At 69.3% G+C, this 18,046-nt stretch carries 15 protein-coding genes; 3 read left to right on the forward strand and 12 right to left on the reverse strand.

Annotation, left to right across the window (positions count from 1 at the left end; genetic code table 11):
* Positions 1 to 4 precede the first annotated feature (4 nt).
* The 8 genes from QFZ76_RS40105 to QFZ76_RS40140 form a co-directional block, all read right to left on the reverse strand.
* A complete protein-coding gene (locus QFZ76_RS40105; RefSeq protein WP_266449955.1) occupies positions 5 to 661 on the reverse strand; it encodes a phosphatidylserine decarboxylase in 657 nt (218 codons plus the stop codon).
* A gap of 170 nt (positions 662 to 831) precedes the next feature.
* Positions 832 to 2,037: an acyl-CoA dehydrogenase family protein gene (locus QFZ76_RS40110; RefSeq protein ID WP_266449956.1), complete on the reverse strand. Its 1,206-nt coding sequence runs from the start codon at positions 2,035 to 2,037 to the stop codon at positions 832 to 834.
* A gap of 2 nt (positions 2,038 to 2,039) precedes the next feature.
* Positions 2,040 to 2,552 carry a MaoC family dehydratase gene (locus tag QFZ76_RS40115; protein WP_067442528.1) on the reverse strand — a complete coding sequence of 171 codons (513 nt, stop codon included), beginning with the start codon at positions 2,550 to 2,552 and terminating at the stop codon, positions 2,040 to 2,042.
* 5 nt (positions 2,553 to 2,557) lie between these two features.
* Complete coding sequence (locus tag QFZ76_RS40120) at positions 2,558 to 3,517, reverse strand: CoA ester lyase (protein ID WP_266449957.1); 960 nt, start codon at positions 3,515 to 3,517, stop codon at positions 2,558 to 2,560.
* Positions 3,514 to 5,541 (reverse strand): protein meaA, encoded by a 2,028-nt coding sequence (locus QFZ76_RS40125; protein ID WP_307678265.1) that lies wholly within the window; start codon positions 5,539 to 5,541, stop codon positions 3,514 to 3,516. Before QFZ76_RS40125 ends, QFZ76_RS40120 begins: the two co-directional genes overlap by 4 nt.
* A gap of 9 nt (positions 5,542 to 5,550) precedes the next feature.
* Positions 5,551 to 6,888: a crotonyl-CoA carboxylase/reductase gene (gene ccrA / locus QFZ76_RS40130; RefSeq protein WP_307680269.1), complete on the reverse strand. Its 1,338-nt coding sequence runs from the start codon at positions 6,886 to 6,888 to the stop codon at positions 5,551 to 5,553.
* Positions 6,889 to 7,301: 413 nt separating this feature from the next.
* Entirely contained in the window at positions 7,302 to 8,111 is an 810-nt protein-coding gene (locus tag QFZ76_RS40135) for a TetR family transcriptional regulator (protein ID WP_307678266.1), read from the reverse strand.
* A gap of 184 nt (positions 8,112 to 8,295) precedes the next feature.
* On the reverse strand, positions 8,296 to 10,101 hold the full coding sequence (locus QFZ76_RS40140) for a 3-hydroxyacyl-CoA dehydrogenase family protein (protein ID WP_307678267.1): 1,806 nt from the start codon (positions 10,099 to 10,101) through the stop codon (positions 8,296 to 8,298).
* A gap of 427 nt (positions 10,102 to 10,528) precedes the next feature.
* On the opposite strand from QFZ76_RS40140, the gene QFZ76_RS40145 reads away from it, so the two are divergent.
* Positions 10,529 to 11,104, forward strand: coding sequence for an adenylosuccinate lyase (locus QFZ76_RS40145; protein WP_266449964.1), 576 nt, complete (start codon positions 10,529 to 10,531; stop codon positions 11,102 to 11,104).
* 4 nt (positions 11,105 to 11,108) lie between these two features.
* Here QFZ76_RS40145 and QFZ76_RS40150 read toward each other — a convergent pair whose 3' ends face one another.
* The 4 genes from QFZ76_RS40150 to QFZ76_RS40165 form a co-directional block, all read right to left on the reverse strand.
* Positions 11,109 to 11,612: a GNAT family N-acetyltransferase gene (locus tag QFZ76_RS40150; RefSeq protein ID WP_307680270.1), complete on the reverse strand. Its 504-nt coding sequence runs from the start codon at positions 11,610 to 11,612 to the stop codon at positions 11,109 to 11,111.
* Between the two features lie 20 nt (positions 11,613 to 11,632).
* A complete protein-coding gene (locus QFZ76_RS40155; protein ID WP_307678268.1) occupies positions 11,633 to 12,031 on the reverse strand; it encodes a RidA family protein in 399 nt (132 codons plus the stop codon).
* A gap of 71 nt (positions 12,032 to 12,102) precedes the next feature.
* Positions 12,103 to 13,680, reverse strand: a complete 1,578-nt coding sequence (locus tag QFZ76_RS40160; protein WP_307678269.1) for an alpha/beta hydrolase — start codon at positions 13,678 to 13,680, stop codon at positions 12,103 to 12,105.
* Between the two features lie 135 nt (positions 13,681 to 13,815).
* Positions 13,816 to 14,853 (reverse strand): Rv2578c family radical SAM protein, encoded by a 1,038-nt coding sequence (locus tag QFZ76_RS40165; protein WP_307678270.1) that lies wholly within the window; start codon positions 14,851 to 14,853, stop codon positions 13,816 to 13,818.
* A gap of 182 nt (positions 14,854 to 15,035) precedes the next feature.
* On the opposite strand from QFZ76_RS40165, the gene QFZ76_RS40170 reads away from it, so the two are divergent.
* On the forward strand, positions 15,036 to 15,479 hold the full coding sequence (locus tag QFZ76_RS40170; RefSeq protein WP_307678271.1) for an SRPBCC family protein: 444 nt from the start codon (positions 15,036 to 15,038) through the stop codon (positions 15,477 to 15,479).
* Between the two features lie 152 nt (positions 15,480 to 15,631).
* On the forward strand, positions 15,632 to 18,025 hold the full coding sequence (locus tag QFZ76_RS40175; protein ID WP_307678272.1) for an MFS transporter: 2,394 nt from the start codon (positions 15,632 to 15,634) through the stop codon (positions 18,023 to 18,025).
* Positions 18,026 to 18,046 lie beyond the last annotated feature (21 nt).

The following is an 18,046-nucleotide window of genomic DNA, read 5'->3' on the forward strand; positions in this document are numbered from 1 at the left end:
CGGATCAATCACGGTCAATGCGAGTCACCCCAGCCACGGTCTTCTGACCGACCTCGACCGCCACCTCCACGCCCTCGGGCAGGTAGATGTCGACACGCGAGCCGAAGCGGATCAGGCCGATCCGGTCACCCTGTTCGACCTTGGTGCCCTGGGGCACGTACGGGACGATACGGCGAGCGACCGCGCCGGCGATCTGGATCATCTCGATGTCACCGAGTTCGGTGTCGAAATGCCAGACTACGCGCTCGTTGTTCTCGCTCTCCTTGTTGAACGCCGGAACGAACCCACCAGGGATGTGCTCGACCGACGCCACCGTGCCGGAGAGCGGCGCGCGGTTGACGTGGACGTTGAGCGGGCTCATGAAGATCGCGACGCGGGTGCGACCGTCCTTCCACGGCATGATGCTCTGCACCACACCGTCGGCGGGCGAGATGACCCGGCCCTGGGTGATCTCGCGCTCGGGGTCGCGGAAGAACCACAGCATGCCCGCCGCGAGCGCGGTGGCGGGCACGGCGACGGCCTTGGCGGCGCCGGACTTGCGCGCGCGTACCAGGCTGAGGGCTGCGGTGGCGACGGTCGGGAGGAGCCACGGCGATGCTCCGCGCGCCAGGCGTACGCCTGCCAGGCTGTCGCGAGGTGCAGAGGTTTGGCTGTGGGGCATGGATGACCTTCGTAGCGGATGATGCCGCGCTGCGGGAGGGGGACGGCGGCTTTCCCGGGATCGTACCGGTCGCGGGCCACAACTGGGCAAGCCGGGAAGCCGAGTCGGCGGCTGAAGCGTGTTGACGGGGTGTGATCTTCTTCTCGAAGAAAACACCCCGAACCCGACATCTAGCCTTGGAATCGATACTCTTCGAGCAGCCTGCGACCGATGATCATTTTCTGGATCTCGGCGGTACCTTCACCGATCAGCAGCATCGGAGCCTCTCGGTAGAGGCGCTCGATCTCGTACTCCTTGGAGAAGCCGTAGCCGCCGTGGATCCGGAAAGCGTCTTCCACGACCTCCTTGCAGTACTCGGAGGCGAGGTACTTCGCCATCCCAGCCTCAAGGTCGTTTCGTTCACCGGAGTCCTTTTTGCGTGCCGCGTTCACCATCATCGCATGGGCGGCCTCGACCTTGGTAGCCATCTCCGCGAGTTTGAACTGGATCGCCTGGTGCTGGGCGATCGGCTTGCCGAAAGTGTGCCGCTGCTGGGCGTAGGAGACGCCGAGTTCGAAGGCACGCTGGGCGACTCCGCAGCCACGCGCCGCCACGTTGACGCGGCCGACTTCCACGCCGTCCATCATCTGGTAAAAACCTCGGCCGGTGGCGCCGCCGAGCACGCGATCGGCCGGAAGTCGCAGGCCATCCATGATGAGCTCGGTCGTGTCGACGCCCTTGTAGCCCATCTTGTCGATCTTCCCGGGGATGGTGAGGCCGGGGCGGACCTCTCCGAAGCCGGGCTCCTTCTCGATCAGGAAAGTGGTCATCGACTTGTGGGGCGCGGTGCCCTCAGGGTGTCCTTCGTCACTTCGGACGAGTACGGCCACGAGACTTGACGTCCCGCCGTTCGTCAGCCACATCTTCTGGCCGGTCAGGACGTACTCGTCACCGTCCTTGACCGCCTTCGACGTGATCGCCGAGACGTCCGAACCGAGGGCCGGCTCCGACATCGAGAAGGCGCCCCGGATGTCCCCGGCCGCCATCCTCGGCAGGAAGTGGTCCTTCTGCTCCTGGGTGCCGTGCTGCTTGAGCATGTACGCCACGATGAAGTGGGTGTTGATGATGCCGGACACCGACATCCACCCGCGGGCGATCTCCTCCACGCACAGCGCGTACGTCAGGAGCGACTCGCCCAGACCGCCGTACTCCTCGGGGATCATCAGGCCGAACAGGCCCAACTCCTTGAGGCCGTCCACGATCTGCTGCGGGTACTCGTCGCGGTGCTCCAGCTCGGTCGCGACCGGGAGGATCTCCTTGTCCACGAAGTCGCGGACCGTGGAGAGGATCTCCTGCTGGATGTCGGTCAGACCGGCGGTCTGGGCGAGTCGCGCCATGACTACTTCTCCTGCTCCCTCAGCTGGGGCCGGCCGGGCTGCTCGCCGCCGCGCTCCTTGATGTACGTCTCGGTCGGCACCATCACCTTGCGGCGGAACACGCACACCAGCGTGCCGTCCTGCTTGTAGCCCTTGGTCTCGACATGGACGATGCCGCGGTCGTTCTTCGACTTCGACGGCCACTTGTCGAGCACGGTCGTCTCGCCGTAGATCGTGTCGCCGTGGAAGGTCGGCGCCACGTGCTTGAGCGACTCGATCTCCAGGTTGGCGATCGCCTTGCCGGAGACGTCCGGCACGGACATGCCGAGCAGCAGCGAGTAGATGTAGTTCCCGACGACGACGTTCTTGCCGAAGTCGGTCGTCTTCTCCGCGTAGTTGCTGTCCATGTGGAGCGGGTGGTGGTTCATGGTGAGGAGACAGAAGAGGTGGTCGTCGTACTCCGTGACCGTCTTCCCGGGCCAGTGCTTGTAGACGGCCCCGACCTCGAACTCCTCGTACGTACGTCCGAACTGCATGGCCGTCACGCCTCCGGGATCTCGAACTTGCTGGTGCGCTGCATGCCGGCGGCGCGTCCCTTGCCGGAGACCACCAGGGCCATCTTGCGGCTGGCCTCGTCGATCATCTCGTCGCCGAGCATCGCCGAGCCCTTCTTGCCGCCCGCCTCGGACGTGTAGTACTCGTACGCGTCCAGGATCAGCTCGGCGTGGTCGTAGTCCTCCTGGGAGGGCGAGAAGATCTCGTTGGACGCCTCGACCTGGCCCGGGTGCAGCACCCACTTGCCGTCGAAACCGAGGGCCGCGGCGCGCTGGGCGACCTCGCGGTAGCCCTCGACGTTGCGGATCTGCAGGTAGGGGCCGTCGATCGCCTGGAGGTTGTTGGCGCGGGCCGCCATCAGGATCTTCATCAGGATGTAGTGGTAGGCGTCCGCCGGGTAGCCGGGCGGCTGCTCGCCCACGACCAGCGACTTCATGTTGATCGACGCCATGAAGTCGGCCGGGCCGAAGATGATCGTCTCGACGCGCGGGGAGGCCTGCGCGATCTCGTTGACGTTGTTGAGGCCCTGGGCGTTCTCGATCTGCGCCTCGATGCCGATCTTCCCGACCTCGAAGCCCATCGTCTTCTCGATCTGCGTCAGCAGGAGGTCGAGGGCGACGACCTGCTGGGCGGTCTGCACCTTCGGCAGCATGATGCAGTCAAGGTTCGGGCCGGCACCCTCGACGACCGTGACGACATCTCGATACGTCCACTCGGTCGTCCAGTCGTTGACCCGCACGACCCTCGTCTTGCCCGTCCAGTCACCCTCGTTGAGGAACTTGACGATGGTGTGCCGCGCCTCGGGCTTGGCGAGTGGCGCGCACGCGTCCTCCAGGTCCAGGAAGACCTGGTCCGCGGGGAGGCCCTGCGCCTTCTCCAGGAAGCGGGGATTGCTTCCCGGCACGGCGAGACAGGAGCGCCGCGGGCGAAGACGGTTGACGGTCATGCGGGGACCTCCAGGGGGTCGAGCTTGTTCGCTTTGCGGATCTCGTCGACGATGCGGCCGATGATTCCGGTGATGTCGAAGTCCTTCGGGGTGAAGACCGCGGCCACTCCGGCGGCCCTGAGCTGCTCGGCGTCACCATGGGGGATGATGCCACCGGCGATCACCGGTATATCTGTGGCACCGGCCACACGGAGCCGATCGAGCACGTCCGGCACCAGTTGGGCGTGCGATCCGGAGAGGATCGAGAGGCCCACCGCGTGCACGTCCTCCGCGATCGCCGCGTCCACGATCTGTTCGGGCGTCAGCCGGATGCCCTGGTAGACCACCTCGAACCCGGCGTCCCGGGCCCGCACGGCGATCTGCTCGGCGCCGTTGGAGTGCCCGTCCAGGCCGGGCTTGCCGACCAGGAAGCGGAGCTTGCCGACACCGAGGTCGGCCGCCGTCAGGTTCACCTTGCGGCGCACGTCGGCCATTGCGCTGCCCTCCTCGGCAGCCACGGCGACCGGCGCGGAGGAGACCCCGGTCGGCGCCCGGAACTCGCCGAACACCTCCCGCAGCGCCCCCGCCCACTCGCCGGTCGTGACGCCGGCGCGGGCGCACTCCAGGGTGGCCTCCATGAGGTTGGCGGTGCCCTTGGCGGCCTCCTTCAGCTTCTCCAGCGCCTTGCAGGGGCGCGGGTGGTTGAACGGCGGCTGGTAGCGGGTGTCACGCCAGTGCTGGAGGGAGGCGATGACCCGGGCCTCGACGGCGGGGTCGACCGTCTGGATGGCCGTGTCGAGGTCGGCCGTCAGGGGATTCGGTTCTGTCGTCTCGAAGACGTTGACGCCCACGATCTTCTCTTGACCGGATTCGATACGAGCCCGCCGCTCGGCGTGCGAGGCGACCAGCTGCGACTTGAGGTAGCCGGACTCGACGGCGGCCATCGCGCCGCCCATCTCCTCGATCCGTTCCATCTCGGTGAGCGATTCCTCGACCAGCTCGCCCACCTTGGCCTCGATCACCTTCGAGCCCTCGAAGATGTCGGCGTACTCCAGCAGGTCGCTCTCGTACGCCAGCACCTGTTGCATACGCAGCGACCACTGCTGGTCCCAGGGGCGGGGCAGGCCGAGCGCCTCGTTCCAGGCGGGCAGTTGTACGGCACGCGCGCGTGCGTCCTTGGAGAGGGTCACGGCCAGCATCTCCAGGACGATCCGCTGGACGTTGTTCTCCGGCTGCGCCTCGGTCAGGCCGAGGGAGTTGACCTGGACGCCGTAGCGGAAGCGCCGGTGCTTGGGGTCCTGGATGCCGTAGCGCTCGCGGGTGACCTGGTCCCAGATGCGGCCGAAGGCGCGCATCTTGCACATCTCCTCGACGAAGCGGACGCCCGCGTTCACGAAGAAGGAGATACGGCCGACGACGTCGCCCATGCGTTCCTGCGGCACCTGCCCGGAGTCCCGGACGGCGTCCAGCACCGCGATGGCCGTCGACATCGCGTACGCGATCTCCTGGACCGGCGTGGCGCCCGCCTCCTGCAGGTGGTAGCTGCAGATGTTGATCGGGTTCCACTTCGGGAGGTGGGAGACCGTGTACGCGATCATGTCGGTCGTCAGGCGGAGCGAGGGCACCGGCGGGAACACGTGCGTGCCCCGCGACAGGTACTCCTTGACGATGTCGTTCTGGGTCGTCCCCTGGAGCTTGGTGACGTCGGCACCCTGCTCCTCCGCGACGACCTGGTAGAGCGCCAGCAGCCACATGGCGGTGGCGTTGATGGTCATCGAGGTGTTCATCTGCTCCAGGGGGATGTCCTGGAACAGCCGGCGCATGTCACCGAGGTGCGCGATCGGCACGCCGACCCGGCCCACCTCGCCGCGGGCGAGGATGTGGTCGGAGTCGTAGCCGGTCTGCGTCGGCAGGTCGAACGCCACCGACAGACCCGTCTGCCCCTTGGCGAGGTTGCGCCGGTACAGCTCGTTGGACGCCTCGGCCGTGGAGTGACCGGCGTAGGTCCGCATCAACCACGGCCGGTCCTTCTGACGCTCAGTCATCCTGTGACCTCAGATGTTCCGGAAGCGGTTGATGGCATCGACGTGCTTCGCGCGCTTCTCCGCGTCGCGCACGCCGAGACCCTCCTCGGGCGCCAGGCACAGCACGCCGACCTTGCCCTGGTGGAGGTTGCGGTGCACGTCGTAGGCGGCCTGTCCGGTCTCCTCCATGGAGTACACCTTGGACAGGGTCGGGTGGATCTTGCCCTTCGCGATGAGCCGGTTGGCCTCCCAGGCCTCGCGGTAGTTGGCGAAGTGCGAGCCGATGATCCGCTTCAGGGACATCCACAGGTAGCGGTTGTCGTACTCGTGGTTGTACCCGGAGGTCGAGGCGCAGGTGACGATCGTGCCGCCCTTGCGGGTGACGTACACGCTCGCGCCGAAGGTCTCGCGGCCCGGGTGCTCGAAGACGATGTCGACGTCCTCGCCGCCGGTGAGTTCACGGATGCGCTTGCCGAAGCGCTTCCACTCGCGCGGGTCCTGGTGGTGCTCGTCCTTCCAGAACTTGTAGTCCTCGGCGGTGCGGTCGATGATCGCCTCGGCGCCCATGGCCCGGCAGATGTCCGCCTTCTGTTCGCTGCTGACGACACAGATGGGGTTGGCGCCGCCGGCCAGCGCGAACTGCGTGGCGTACGAGCCGAGTCCGCCGCTCGCGCCCCAGATGAGCACGTTGTCGCCCTGCTTCATACCGGCGCCGTTGCGGGAGACCAGCTGGCGGTAGGCGGTGGAGTTGACCAGACCGGGAGCGGCGGCCTCCTCCCAGCTGAGGTGGTCCGGCTTCGGCATCAGCTGGTTGGACTTGACCAGGGCGATCTCGGCGAGGCCGCCGAAGTTGGTCTCGAAGCCCCAGATGCGCTGCTCGGGGTCGAGCATCGTGTCGTTGTGGCCGTCCGAGGACTCCAGCTCGACGGACAGACAGTGCGCGACGACCTCGTCGCCGGGCTTCCAGGCGTTGACGCCGGGGCCGGTGCGCAGGACGACGCCCGCGAGGTCGGAGCCGATGATGTGGTACGGCAGGTCGTGGCGCTTGGTGAGCTCGCTGACCTTGCCGTAGCGCTCCAGGAAGCCGAAGGTCGACAGCGGCTCGAAGATCGAGGTCCACACCGAGTTGTAGTTGACCGAGGAGGCCATGACGGCCACCAGGGCCTCGCCCGGGCCGAGCTCGGGCAGCGGCACCTCGTCCAGGTGCAGGGACTTGCGCGGGTCCTTCTCGCGGGTCTGCATGCCCGCGAACATCTCCGTCTCGTCCTTGTGCACGGTGATCGCACGGTACGACTCGGGGAGCGGCATGGCGGCGAAGTCGGCCGGTGTCGAGTCCGGCGACTGGATCGCGTCCAGGATGTCCTTCACGGTCACGGTTTGCCTCCGGCGAATGGCGTCTTGAGGGAGACGCTGAGGGTTACGTCGGTGCTGCTGAGGGTTGGGGAAGTGCCGTCGGTTCGGCGGTGGTGATGTTCGGCAGCGCTTTGTGGCGCGGGAGGTTGCCTGTGACGCAGGCGTCCGGGCGGGCAGACCGTTGGTTTGCTGGGACAGCCGGCGTACGAAAGGTCTCTGCACGCCGGCCGCCCGGACATCTCCAACGTATGACACCGCGTGTCACCCCGCAAGGCACTGAGTGCCAGAGATTGCGCTCACGCGAAATCTTTACGTAACAAATGAGCGATGATCGATCGAACGGGGTCTGAAAGGTGCCTGAAAAGCTCCCCGGACATGCCAAAACGGCCACCCCGAGGGGTGGCCGTCGTCACAGCGGTGCGGAGGGCTCAGCGGTCCCTGAGCGCCTCTTCGATGGTCCGCATGACCTGGTCGAGCGGGGCGTCGGTGCGGGCGACCGTCACCAGCACCTCGCCATGCGTGGAGACCGTCGCGGCGGACCGCTTCGGCGCCGTGGTGCGCCCGGCCCCCATGCCCGACCCGAACGTCTTCTGCACGATCCCGAAGGCGTGGTCCAGCTGCGCCTCGACGTCCCCCTGCCCGCCGGCCCTGAGCCAGCGCCGCAGGACGTGGTTGTGGGCGGTGACCACGGCGGACGCGGCGACCTCGGCGAGCAGCGGGTCGTCGTTGGCGTCGTCGTCGTGTGCGTGCTCGTCGAAGTGACCGAGCAGGTACCGGGTGAACAGGCGCTCGTAGCGGGCCACCGACGCGATCTCCGCCTCGCGCAGGGTGGGCACCTCGCGCGTGAGCTTGTAGCGGGCGACCGAGATCTCCGGCCGGGCCGCGTACATCCGCATGACTTCCTTGATGCCGCGGCACACCGTGTCGAGCGGGTGCTCGTGCGCGGGGGCGGCGTTGAGGACCGCCTCCGCCCGGATCAACGTGTCGTCGTGGTCGGGGAAGATCGCCTCCTCCTTGGACCGGAAGTGCCGGAAGAAGGTGCGGCGCGCGACCCCGGCCGCGGCCGCGATCTCGTCGACGGTGGTTGCCTCGTACCCCTTGGTCGCGAACAGCTCCATCGCCGCGGCCGCCAGTTCACGGCGCATCTTGAGCCGCTGGGCGGCGGCGCGACTGCCCGCGGCACTCTCCGGTGCGTCGGACGTGGCTGGTGTACGTGAGGACTTGGCGGGCTGGGACATGCCCCGAACGTACTGCATGTGCGCAGCTCGGTGCGCATGTCCCCGGGGTCCCCCGCCCGGTGCGGGCGGGGGAGCGGCGGGCCGGGCGGGTGGAGGCGAGCCGCGCGGACCGGGCGGCTCGAACCCGCCCGGGTCGAGCAGCCCGCCCCAGTCCGCGTCCCCCGCGAACCAGTCGCCGGGACGCTCAGCGGCGGGCATATTCGCGGAAGCCGCGGCCCGTCTTGCGGCCGAGGCAGCCCGCGGCCACCAGGTGCTCCAGGAGCGGGGCCGGGGCCAGGCCCGGGTCGCGGAACTCGCGGTGCAGGACCTTCTCGATGGCCAGGGAGACATCGAGCCCGACGACGTCCAGGAGCTCGAACGGGCCCATCGGGTAACCGCCGCCCAGCTTCATCGCCGCGTCGATGTCGTCAAGGGATGCATAGTGTTCCTGCACCATCTTGATCGCGTTGTTGAGGTACGGGAAGAGCAGCGCGTTCACGATGAAGCCCGCACGGTCTCCACAGTCGACCGCATGCTTCTTGATCTTGACGCAGACCTCGCGAACCGTCGAGTGGACGTCCTCGGCCGTCAACACCGTACGGACGACCTCGACCAGCTTCATCGCCGGCGCCGGGTTGAAGAAGTGCATGCCGATCACGTCCTGCGGACGCGCGGTGGCGCGGGCGCAGGCGACGACGGGCAGCGACGAGGTCGTGGTGGCCAGGACCGCGCCCGGCTTGCAGACCTTGTCCAGCGTCGCGAACAGCTGCTGCTTGACCTCCAGGTCCTCGGCGACGGCCTCCACGGCCAGATCGACGTCGGCGAAGGCGTCGTACGACCCCGCCGGAGTGATCCGGTCCAGGGTCTGCGCGGCGGCCTCGGCGGTCATCCGCCCCTTGTCGACGGAGCGTGAAAGCGACTTGCCGATACGGGACTTGGCGGTCTGTGCCTTCTCCTCGCTGCGGGCGGCGAGCACGACCTCGTACCCCGCCTTGGCGAACACCTCGGCGATGCCGGACGCCATGGTGCCCGAGCCCGCGACGCCGACGGAGCGGACCGGACGGCCGGGGACGTCGAGGTCACCGGAGAGCGGTGTCAGGGCGTCCGGCACGACCGTCGCGCTGCCCGGCGCCTCGTACGTGTAGAAGCCGCGGCCCGACTTGCGGCCGGTCAGGCCCGCCGCGCTGAGCTGCTTGAGGATCGGCGCGGGGGCGTGCAGCCGGTCGCGGGACTCGGCGTACATGGCCTCCAGGACCGTCCGCGCGGTGTCGACGCCGATCAGGTCGAGCAGGGCGAGCGGGCCCATGGGCAGCCCGCAGCCGAGCCGCATCGCGGCGTCGATGTCCTCGCGGGAGGCGTACTTCGCCTCGTACATCGCGGCCGCCTGGTTGAGGTAGCCGAACAGCAGCCCGTCGGCGACGAATCCGGGCCGGTCGCCGACCGCGACGGGCTCCTTGCCCAGCTCGATGGCGAGGTCGGTGACGGCTGCGACCGCCTGGGGTGCGGTCAGCACCGAGGAGACGACCTCGACCAGCCGCATGGCCGGCGCCGGGTTGAAGAAGTGCAGACCCAGCACGCGCTCGGGGCGGGCCGAGTCGGCGGCGAGCCGGGTGACGGACAGGGCGTTGGTGCCGGTCGCCAGGATCGTCCGGGGCCGCACGATCCCGTCGAGTTCCCGGAAGATCTGCTGCTTGATCTCGTACGACTCCGGAGCCACCTCGATGACCAGGTCGGCGTCGGCCGCGGTCCGCAGATCGGTGGAGGTGCGGACGCGGGCGAGCAGGTCGGCGCGCTCCTGCTCGGTCAGCCGGCCGCGCTCCACGGCGTGGGCCGTCGCGGCCTCCAGGGCGGCGACCGACCGGGCGGCGGCGGCCTCGCTGATGTCGATGCCGACGACCTCGCGGCCGGCTTTGGCGAGCACCTCGGCGATGCCGGTGCCCATCGTGCCGAGGCCGACGACGGCGACGGTCTTGAACGGGGACAGAGGGGTGTCGGACAGGGGAGCGGCCATCGCGGACTCCAGGAATGAGGTGACGACTGGGAGCGCGCCCGGGTGCGCCGGGGAAGACCCGAAAGGGGGCCGAACCACGGGCGCACCGGGGTGCGAAGAGGAGTGCGGGTGTTGTTGCCGGGCTGCAAGCGCACACGCCCGGTGCCGTCAGGAAGGGCGTGCACACGCCCCGAAACGGCTGAACCGACCGGCCCTGTCCCGGGGCCGGGTCCTACTCGGGTACACGAAGTACCGAACCGACTTCCCCCACTGCCTTAAAGGCGTGGGAGGGACTCTCATCGCGGCGGCTGCGTCACCAGGCCACCACGAGCAGATCCACGAGTGGGTAACTCGCTCGTCTGAGCTTAACCCGTGAGTAACGAGCGCGCCAGCCCTCGAGTTTGTGATGTAGCTCCCGGGCCCCCGGCCACCCCCTAATCTCGGGTTCATGGACGAAGAGTTGCGATCACTCACGGAACGCTTACGGCAGGAGTCGGGGGAGACACCGCTCTACGGCCGCCTCGTGGCGACCGAGGACGTCGACGAACTGGCGGCCGTGCTGACCGAGCCCGGACAGCCGCTGTGGGCCAGGGAACTGGCCGCGTTCCGGCTCGGCCTCGCGGGCGACCGGCGTGCCTTCGAATCCCTCGTCCTGCTGCTGAACCACCGCGACCCGCAGCGCTGCGCCTCCGCCGCCCACGCCCTGGCCCGCCTCGGCGACCCGCGCACCGCCCGCGCGGCCGCCGCCCTCGCGACCAACGAGCTCCGTGTCGCCTACGCCCTGCACCCCGTCCGGCTCCTGGTGCGGCTGCGCGCCCCCGAGGCCGTACCGGCACTGATCACCACTCTGGGGAGACGGCTGCGCCCGCACGACCCGTACCGGCGCGTGGCCCTCGCCTGTGTGGAGGGGCTCGGCACGCTCGGCGACACCCGGGCGAGACCGGTCCTGAACGAGGCCCTCGCGCATCCGGTGCTCGCGGAGGCGGCGGTGCAGGCGCTGGCGCGGATCCCGAGACAGCGGTGAGGTGTCAGTGGGACAGCTTCTTCGCGTACCGCACCTCGGGCACGGCGACGCCCTCCACCTCGAAGGGCTCCTCCATGCCGTCGGCGCGGAAACCCGCCCGCTCGTAGAACCGCCGCGCGCGGGCGTTCCCCTTGAGGACCCACAGGAGGACGCTGTCGTGTCCGGCGGCCTCGCACCGCTGGAGCGACTCCTGGAGCAGGGCGTGTCCGACGCCGCCGCCGTACCTGTCCGGATCCACGTAGATGGCGTACAACTCGGCTTCCTCGGTGCGCACTTCGCCGTCGCGGTACGGGCCGTACGCCGCCCAGCCGACGATCTCGCCGCCCTGCTCGGCGACCAGGTTCACCACACCCTGCTCCGCCCGCGCGGAGAAATGGGCGCGTCGCCACTCGGCGTCCTTCGGCACGCTGAGGGCGTCGAGGAACGACTGCGGCATGAGCCCTTGGTAGGCGCTCTGCCAGCCTCGGACGCGGATCTCGGAGACGCGGTCGCAGTCGGCGAGCCTCATCTCCCGCACCCGTACGTCCGTCACGCGCCGATCACCGCGAACGCCTCGACCTCCATCAGGAACTCGGGCCGGACCAGCGAGGCGACCTGCACCGCGGACGAGGCCGGCAGGCGGTCGTCGGGTATGTGGGCCGCGCGGGCCTCGCGGATGGCGGGCAGGTGGGCCATGTCCGTGACGAAGTAGGTGAGCTTGACGACGTCGTCGAAGGTCGTGCCCGCGGCGGCCAGGCAGCGCCGCAGGTTCTCGAAGACCTGTCGGGCCTGGGCCGCGGGGTCGCCCTCGCCGACGAGCCTGCCGTCCTCGTCCAGGGCGAGCTGGCCCGAGACGGCCACGAAGCGGCCCGTGCCCAGGACGACGTGGCTGTACTGGGCGGAGGGGGCGACTCCGTCGGGGGCGGGAATCCTCGTCAGCTCACTCATGCGTCCATGGTGGACCATGGGTCTGACAACGCCTCCGACGGCGTCGCCCCCGACGGGGCGTCAGGCCGTGCTCAGCCGCGGAAGCCGAGCAGACCGTGCAGTGTCGAGCCGCGCGAGGACGTCGACGCCGCCTTGGAGGCCAGCGGCTCGGGATCCGGCAGTGCCTGGCACACCGCGTCGGCCTCGCCGCCGCCGCGCGGCACCGTGCCGTCGGTCAGATACGCCGCCAGGTACTTGTCCAGGCAGGCGTTCCCGCTCAGCGAGATGCCGTGGTTCCCGCCGCCCTCCTCGACCACCAGACTGGAGCGGGCGAGCATGTGATGGACCGTCGCGCCGCCCTGGTACGGGGTCGCCGCGTCGTCCGTCGCCTGGAAGAGCAGCGCCGGCGGCAGCTTGCCGTTGGCCACGTTCACCGGCTGCAGCGAGTCCGTCGGCCAGAACGCGCACGGCGCGTTGTACCAGGCGTTACTCCAGGTCATGAACGGCGCCTTCTCGTACACCGCCCAGTTGTCCTTCCGCCACTGGTTCCAGTCGCGCGGCCAGGAGGCGTCACGGCACTGCACCGAGGTGTAGATGCTGTAGCCGTTGTCCCCGGACGCGTCGACGGCGGCGAAGTTCTCGTATGCCTCGACCAGCGGCTCGGCGTTCTTGTCGTTCACGTACGCCGCGAACGCCTCGGCGAGATAGGGCCAGTAGCCGTTGTAGTAGCCGCCGGGCAGGAAGGTGTCCTCCAGCTCGGAGGCGCCCACCGTCCCACCGGCCGGCTTCTTCGCGAGCGCGGCCCGCATCGCGTACCACGTGGCCTCGATCTTCTCCGGATCGGTGCCCAGCTTGTACGTGGCGTCGTACTTGGCGACCCAGGCCATGAAGGCGCGGTGGCGGTCGTTGAAGGCGTAGTCCTGGGCGAGGTTGTCGTCGTACCACACGCCGGTGGGGTCGACGATCGAGTCCAGGACCAGGCGCCGCACACGGTCCGGGTAGAGCTTGCCGTAGACCGCGCCGAGGTAGGTGCCGTACGAGTAACCGAAGTAGTTGATCTTCTTGGCGCCCAGCGCCTTACGGATCGAGTCCATGTCCCGCACGGCGCTGACCGTGTCGATGTACGGCAGCACGCTCGCGTACTTCTTGCCGCAGGCGGCGGCGAAGGACTTGGCGCGGGAGAGGTTGGCCTTCTCGATCGCAGGGGTGCTCGGCACGGAGTCCGGGCGCACCGGGTTGAAGTAGCCCGGCTTGCAGTCGAGGGCGGGCTTGCTCGCGCCCACTCCGCGCGGGTCGAAGCCGATGACGTCGTACTGGGCCGCGACCGCCTTGGGCAGCGAGGAGGCGACGAAGCCGGCGAGCGTCAGACCGCTGCCGCCGGGGCCGCCGGGGTTGACCAGTAGCGGGCCCTGGTACTTCTTCGCGGTGTGCGGGACGCGGGACAGCGCGAGCGTGATCCGCTGCCCGTACGGGTTCGCGTGATCGAGTGGGACCTTGAGGGACGCGCACTGGAGCGTCGGATAGTCGGCGGTGCCGCATTTCTTCCAGGTGAGTTTCGCGGCCTGTTGGGTTTCCGCGGTCTGTGGGGTGCTGGCGCCGGCGGGGACGGCCGTGAAGGTCCCGGCCACGACGACGGCGGCACCGCACAGCGCGGCTGCGCGTTTTCTCATGGAGTCCTCCCAGGACGGAGGGTTTCGGACCGCGAGGGTCACGGTCCTCGCCGCATCGTCCCGGAAAGCACTCCCGGAAGAGCGCGTTCTGCCAATACTTGACCCAATTGGGTCGAGAGTTGCGCTCGGATGCTCTCAGATAAGCGAGAGTTGGGTCGGTTCGGTCAGATCGGGTCGGTCGGGCTCCGGCTCGCGGATCCGCCGCGGCATCCCCGCGCGCGTGGGACCGATGCCGTACTCCTGGGCCAGATCGTGGACCTGACGGGTGATCCGGCGCTGGTACCACTTCGGGGCGTAGGAGCCGTCCGCGTACAGCCGCTCGTAACGGCCGACCAGATGCGGGTGATGGTGGCCGAGCCAGGCCATGAACCACTCCCGGGCACCGGGCCGCAGATGCAGCACCAGCGGGGTGACCGAGGTGGCGCCGGAGGCGGCGATCGACCGTACGGTGTCCCGGAGTTGGGCCGGGTGGTCGCTCAGGAACGGGATGACCGGCGCCATCAGGACACCGCATCCGATGCCGTGCTCGGCCAGGGTCCGTACGACCTCCAGGCGCCGCTCCGGCGCCGGTGTGCCCGGCTCCACGGTGCGCCACAGCTCGGCGTCGGTGAAGCCGACCGAGACCGAGATGCCGACGTCCGTCACCTCGGCGGCCTGCGTCAGCAGGTCGAGGTCGCGCAGGATCAGCGTGCCCTTGGTCAGGATCGAGAAGGGGTTCGCGTGGTCGCGCAGGGCGGCGATGATGCCCGGCATCAGCCGGTAGCGGCCCTCGGCGCGCTGGTAGCAGTCGACGTTGGTGCCCATCGCGATGTGCTCGCCCTGCCAGCGGCGCGAGCCGAGCTGGTGCCGCAGCAGCTCCGGCGCGTTCACCTTGACCACGATCTGGGAGTCGAAGTCGATCCCCGTGTCGAGGTCCAGGTAGCTGTGCGTCTTGCGGGCGAAGCAGTACACGCACGCGTGCGTGCAGCCCCGATAGGGGTTGACGGTCCACTCGAACGGCATGCGGGAGGCGCCCGGCACCCGGTTGATGATCGAGCGGGCCCGGACCTCGTGGAAGGTGATCCCGCGGAACTCGGGCGTGTCGAAGGTACGGGTGGTCACCGCGTCCGCGCCGAACAGCGCGGCGTCGGCCCGGCTGTGTTCGCCGGACTCGGTGAGGTTCTCCCAGCGCATGAGGCCTCCTCGGTAGCACTGCCCCCAGAATAGAACACATGTTCCCTTGATCGTGCGACCGGCCTGTTCGATCACCCGTCGACCGCCGCCCGATCGCTTGCGGCCCCCCCGATTTGGGCGCCCGGGACCCGGGGTGGTTGGCTTGCCCCAACCCCGAGAACTTGAGGTCCTGGAGGAAGTCAATGGCGCAGGTCGAGGCCACTACTGAGCGGATCGTCGCGGCGGACGCGGAGAAGGTGTTCGACGCCCTCGCCGACTACACCGGCACGCGCGCGAAGCTGCTGCCCGAGCACTTCAGTGAGTACGAGGTGCGCGAGGGCGGCGACGGCGAGGGCACCCTCGTCCACTGGAAGCTCCAGGCCACCAGCAAGCGCGTGCGCGACTGCCTCCTGGAGGTCACCGAGCCCACCGACGGCGAACTCGTCGAGAAGGACCGCAACTCCTCGATGGTCACCACCTGGCGGGTCACCCCGGCCGGCGAGGGCGAGTCCCGGGTCGTCGTCACCACCACCTGGCAGGGCGCCGGCGGCATCGGCGGCTTCTTCGAGAAGACCTTCGCGCCCAAGGGCCTCGGCCGGATCTACGACGCCGTGCTCGACAAGCTCGCCGCCGAGGTCGCGAAGTAGCCCCAACGAGCCGCTCGTGACGGGCCGTTGGTCCCCTCACCGGTTCGAGTGGATCTCCGGATGCCCCGGCGATACGCCGTAACTCGTCGCGCTTGCCTGCAGTTGTCGCTTTACGCGGGAATTGTGCGGCAGCGCGACGAGGGGAGCGGTACGTGGGCGGGACCACTCTGGTGAAGGACGAACCGGCCGCGTCACCACCGCCGGACCAACTGCCCAGGGGGACGGCCGCCGAGACCGGACTGAGCCCGCGCCAGATCCGGTTGGTGTTCCTCGGGCTGCTGCTCGCGCTGCTGCTGGCGGCGCTGGAGCAGATGATCGTCGCCACCGCGCTGCCCAAGATCGCCGGCGAACTGCACGGCCTGGACAAGATGTCCTGGGCGATCACCGCCTACCTGCTCACCGCCACCGTCGGACTGCCGGTCTACGGCAAGCTCGGCGACCTCTACGGCCGCAAGGGCGTCTTCCAGTTCGCCATCGTCGTCTTCGTCGTGGGATCCGCACTCGCCGGCCGGGCCCAGACCATGGACCAGCTGATCGCCTTCCGCGCGGTCCAGGGCGTCGGCGCGGGCGGCCTCATGATCGGCGTGCAGGCGATCATCGCGGACATCGTGCCGGCCCGGGAGCGCGGCCGCCACATGGGCCTCATCGGCGCCGCCTTCGGTCTCGCCTCCGTCGCCGGGCCCCTGCTGGGCGGCTACTTCACGGACCACCTCTCCTGGCGCTGGTGCTTCTACTTCAACGTCCCCTTCGGCCTGGTCACCCTCGCCGTCGTCGCCCTCGTGCTGAAACTGCCGAAACCGACCGCCAGGCCCCGGCTCGACATCCTCGGCGCGCTGCTCCTCGCCGCCGCCTCCACCTGCCTGGTGCTGCTGACCAGTTGGGGCGGCACCGAGTACGCCTGGGACTCTCGGGTCGTCCTCGGACTCGGCGCCGGCGCGGTGGCCGCCTGTGTCCTCTTCCTCGTCGCCGAACACTTCGCGGCCGAACCCCTCATCCCGCTCCGGCTGTTCAGGGACTCCGTCTTCAACGTCACCGGCCTGGTGGGCCTCGTGACCGGCGTCGCCCTGTTCGGCGCCGCCAGCTATCTGCCGACGTTCCTGCAGATGGTCGACGGGGCCTCCGCCACCGAGTCGGGCCTCCTGATGCTGCCGATGATGGGCGGCATCGTCGGTGCCTCGATCATCTCCGGGCAGCTCATCAGCCACACCGGTCACTACAAGATCCACGCCGTCATCGGCGGGCTGCTGTCCGTCATCGGCATGTGGCTCCTGTCCCGCCTCGAAGCCGACACGCCCCGGCTGCACTACAGCATCTGGATGGCCGTCCTCGGCGCCGGCATCGGCATGGTGATGCCGGTCCTGATCCTCGCCGTGCAGAACTCCGTGCGCCCCGCCGACCTCGGCGCCGCCACCAGCGCCAACAACTACTTCCGGCAGATCGGCGGCAGCGTCGGCGCCGCGGTCTTCGGCACCCTCTTCGCCGACCGGCTCACCGACTCGCTCGAAGAACGCCTTCCCGCGCGCGCGGGTGCCCGGCTCCCCGACCCCGAGGCCATCACCCCGCAGCTCGTCCACGCCCTGCCCCCGGCACTGCGCGACGGCTACATCCGGGCGTACGCCGACGCCATGCCGCGGATCTTCCTCTACCTGGTGCCGGTCCTCGTCCTCGGCCTGCTCATCGCCTGCTTCCTCAAGGAGAAACCACTGGTGTCCTACGACGCCCCCACCGCGGAGCCGGAGACCGCGTCCGTCAACGCCCCGGTCCCACCGGCGCGTTCGCCGTACGCCTCCCAGAACCCGGTGTGCGGCGCGGTGCGGCACCCCGACGGGACGGTCGTGCCCCGTGCGGCGCTCACCCTGATCGACGTCACGGGACAGCAGATCGGTCGGGGCACCAGCGGCGAGGACGGGCGGTACGCGCTGCCGACGCCGGGCTCGGGGGCGTACGTCCTGATCGCCGCGGCGGGCGGCCACCAGCCGCAGGCCGTCTCCGTGACCGTCGGGGAGCACCCCGTCGAGCTGGACATCGTCCTCGGCGGCACCGGACGCCTCGCCGGGAGCGTGGTCACCGCGGACGGAACCACCGTCCGGAACGCCATCGTCACCCTCACCGACGCGCACGGCGAGGTCGTCGCCACCACCCGCAGCGGACCTCAGGGCGGCTATGTCGTCACCGAGCTGGTGGCCGGCGAGTACACCCTCGCCGCCGGTGCACCCGGCTTCCGGCCGGCCGCGGTCCCCGTCACCGTCCGGGCGTCCCGGGAGATCCGCCAGGACGTCGAACTCGCCGGCGGAGCCGCGTTGCGCGGCACCGTGCGGGCCGGCGGCGGACGACCCGTCGAGGACGCGCGCGTGACGCTGCTGGACGCGGCCGGCAACGTCGTGGACACCCTCACCACCGGCCCGGACGGGACGTTCGGGTTCGTCGACCTGTCCAGCGGCGAGTACACCGTCATCGCCGCGGGTTACCCGCCGGTCGCCACCGTGCTCCAGGTGACCGGCGGGGGACGCACGGAACGCGATCTGCAGCTGGCACACGAGAACTGAAAACCTGTCAGTAACTTGACC

The sequence above is a fragment of the Streptomyces sp. V4I2 genome (assembly GCF_030817655.1).
GTDB lineage: Bacteria > Actinomycetota > Actinomycetes > Streptomycetales > Streptomycetaceae > Streptomyces > Streptomyces plumbiresistens.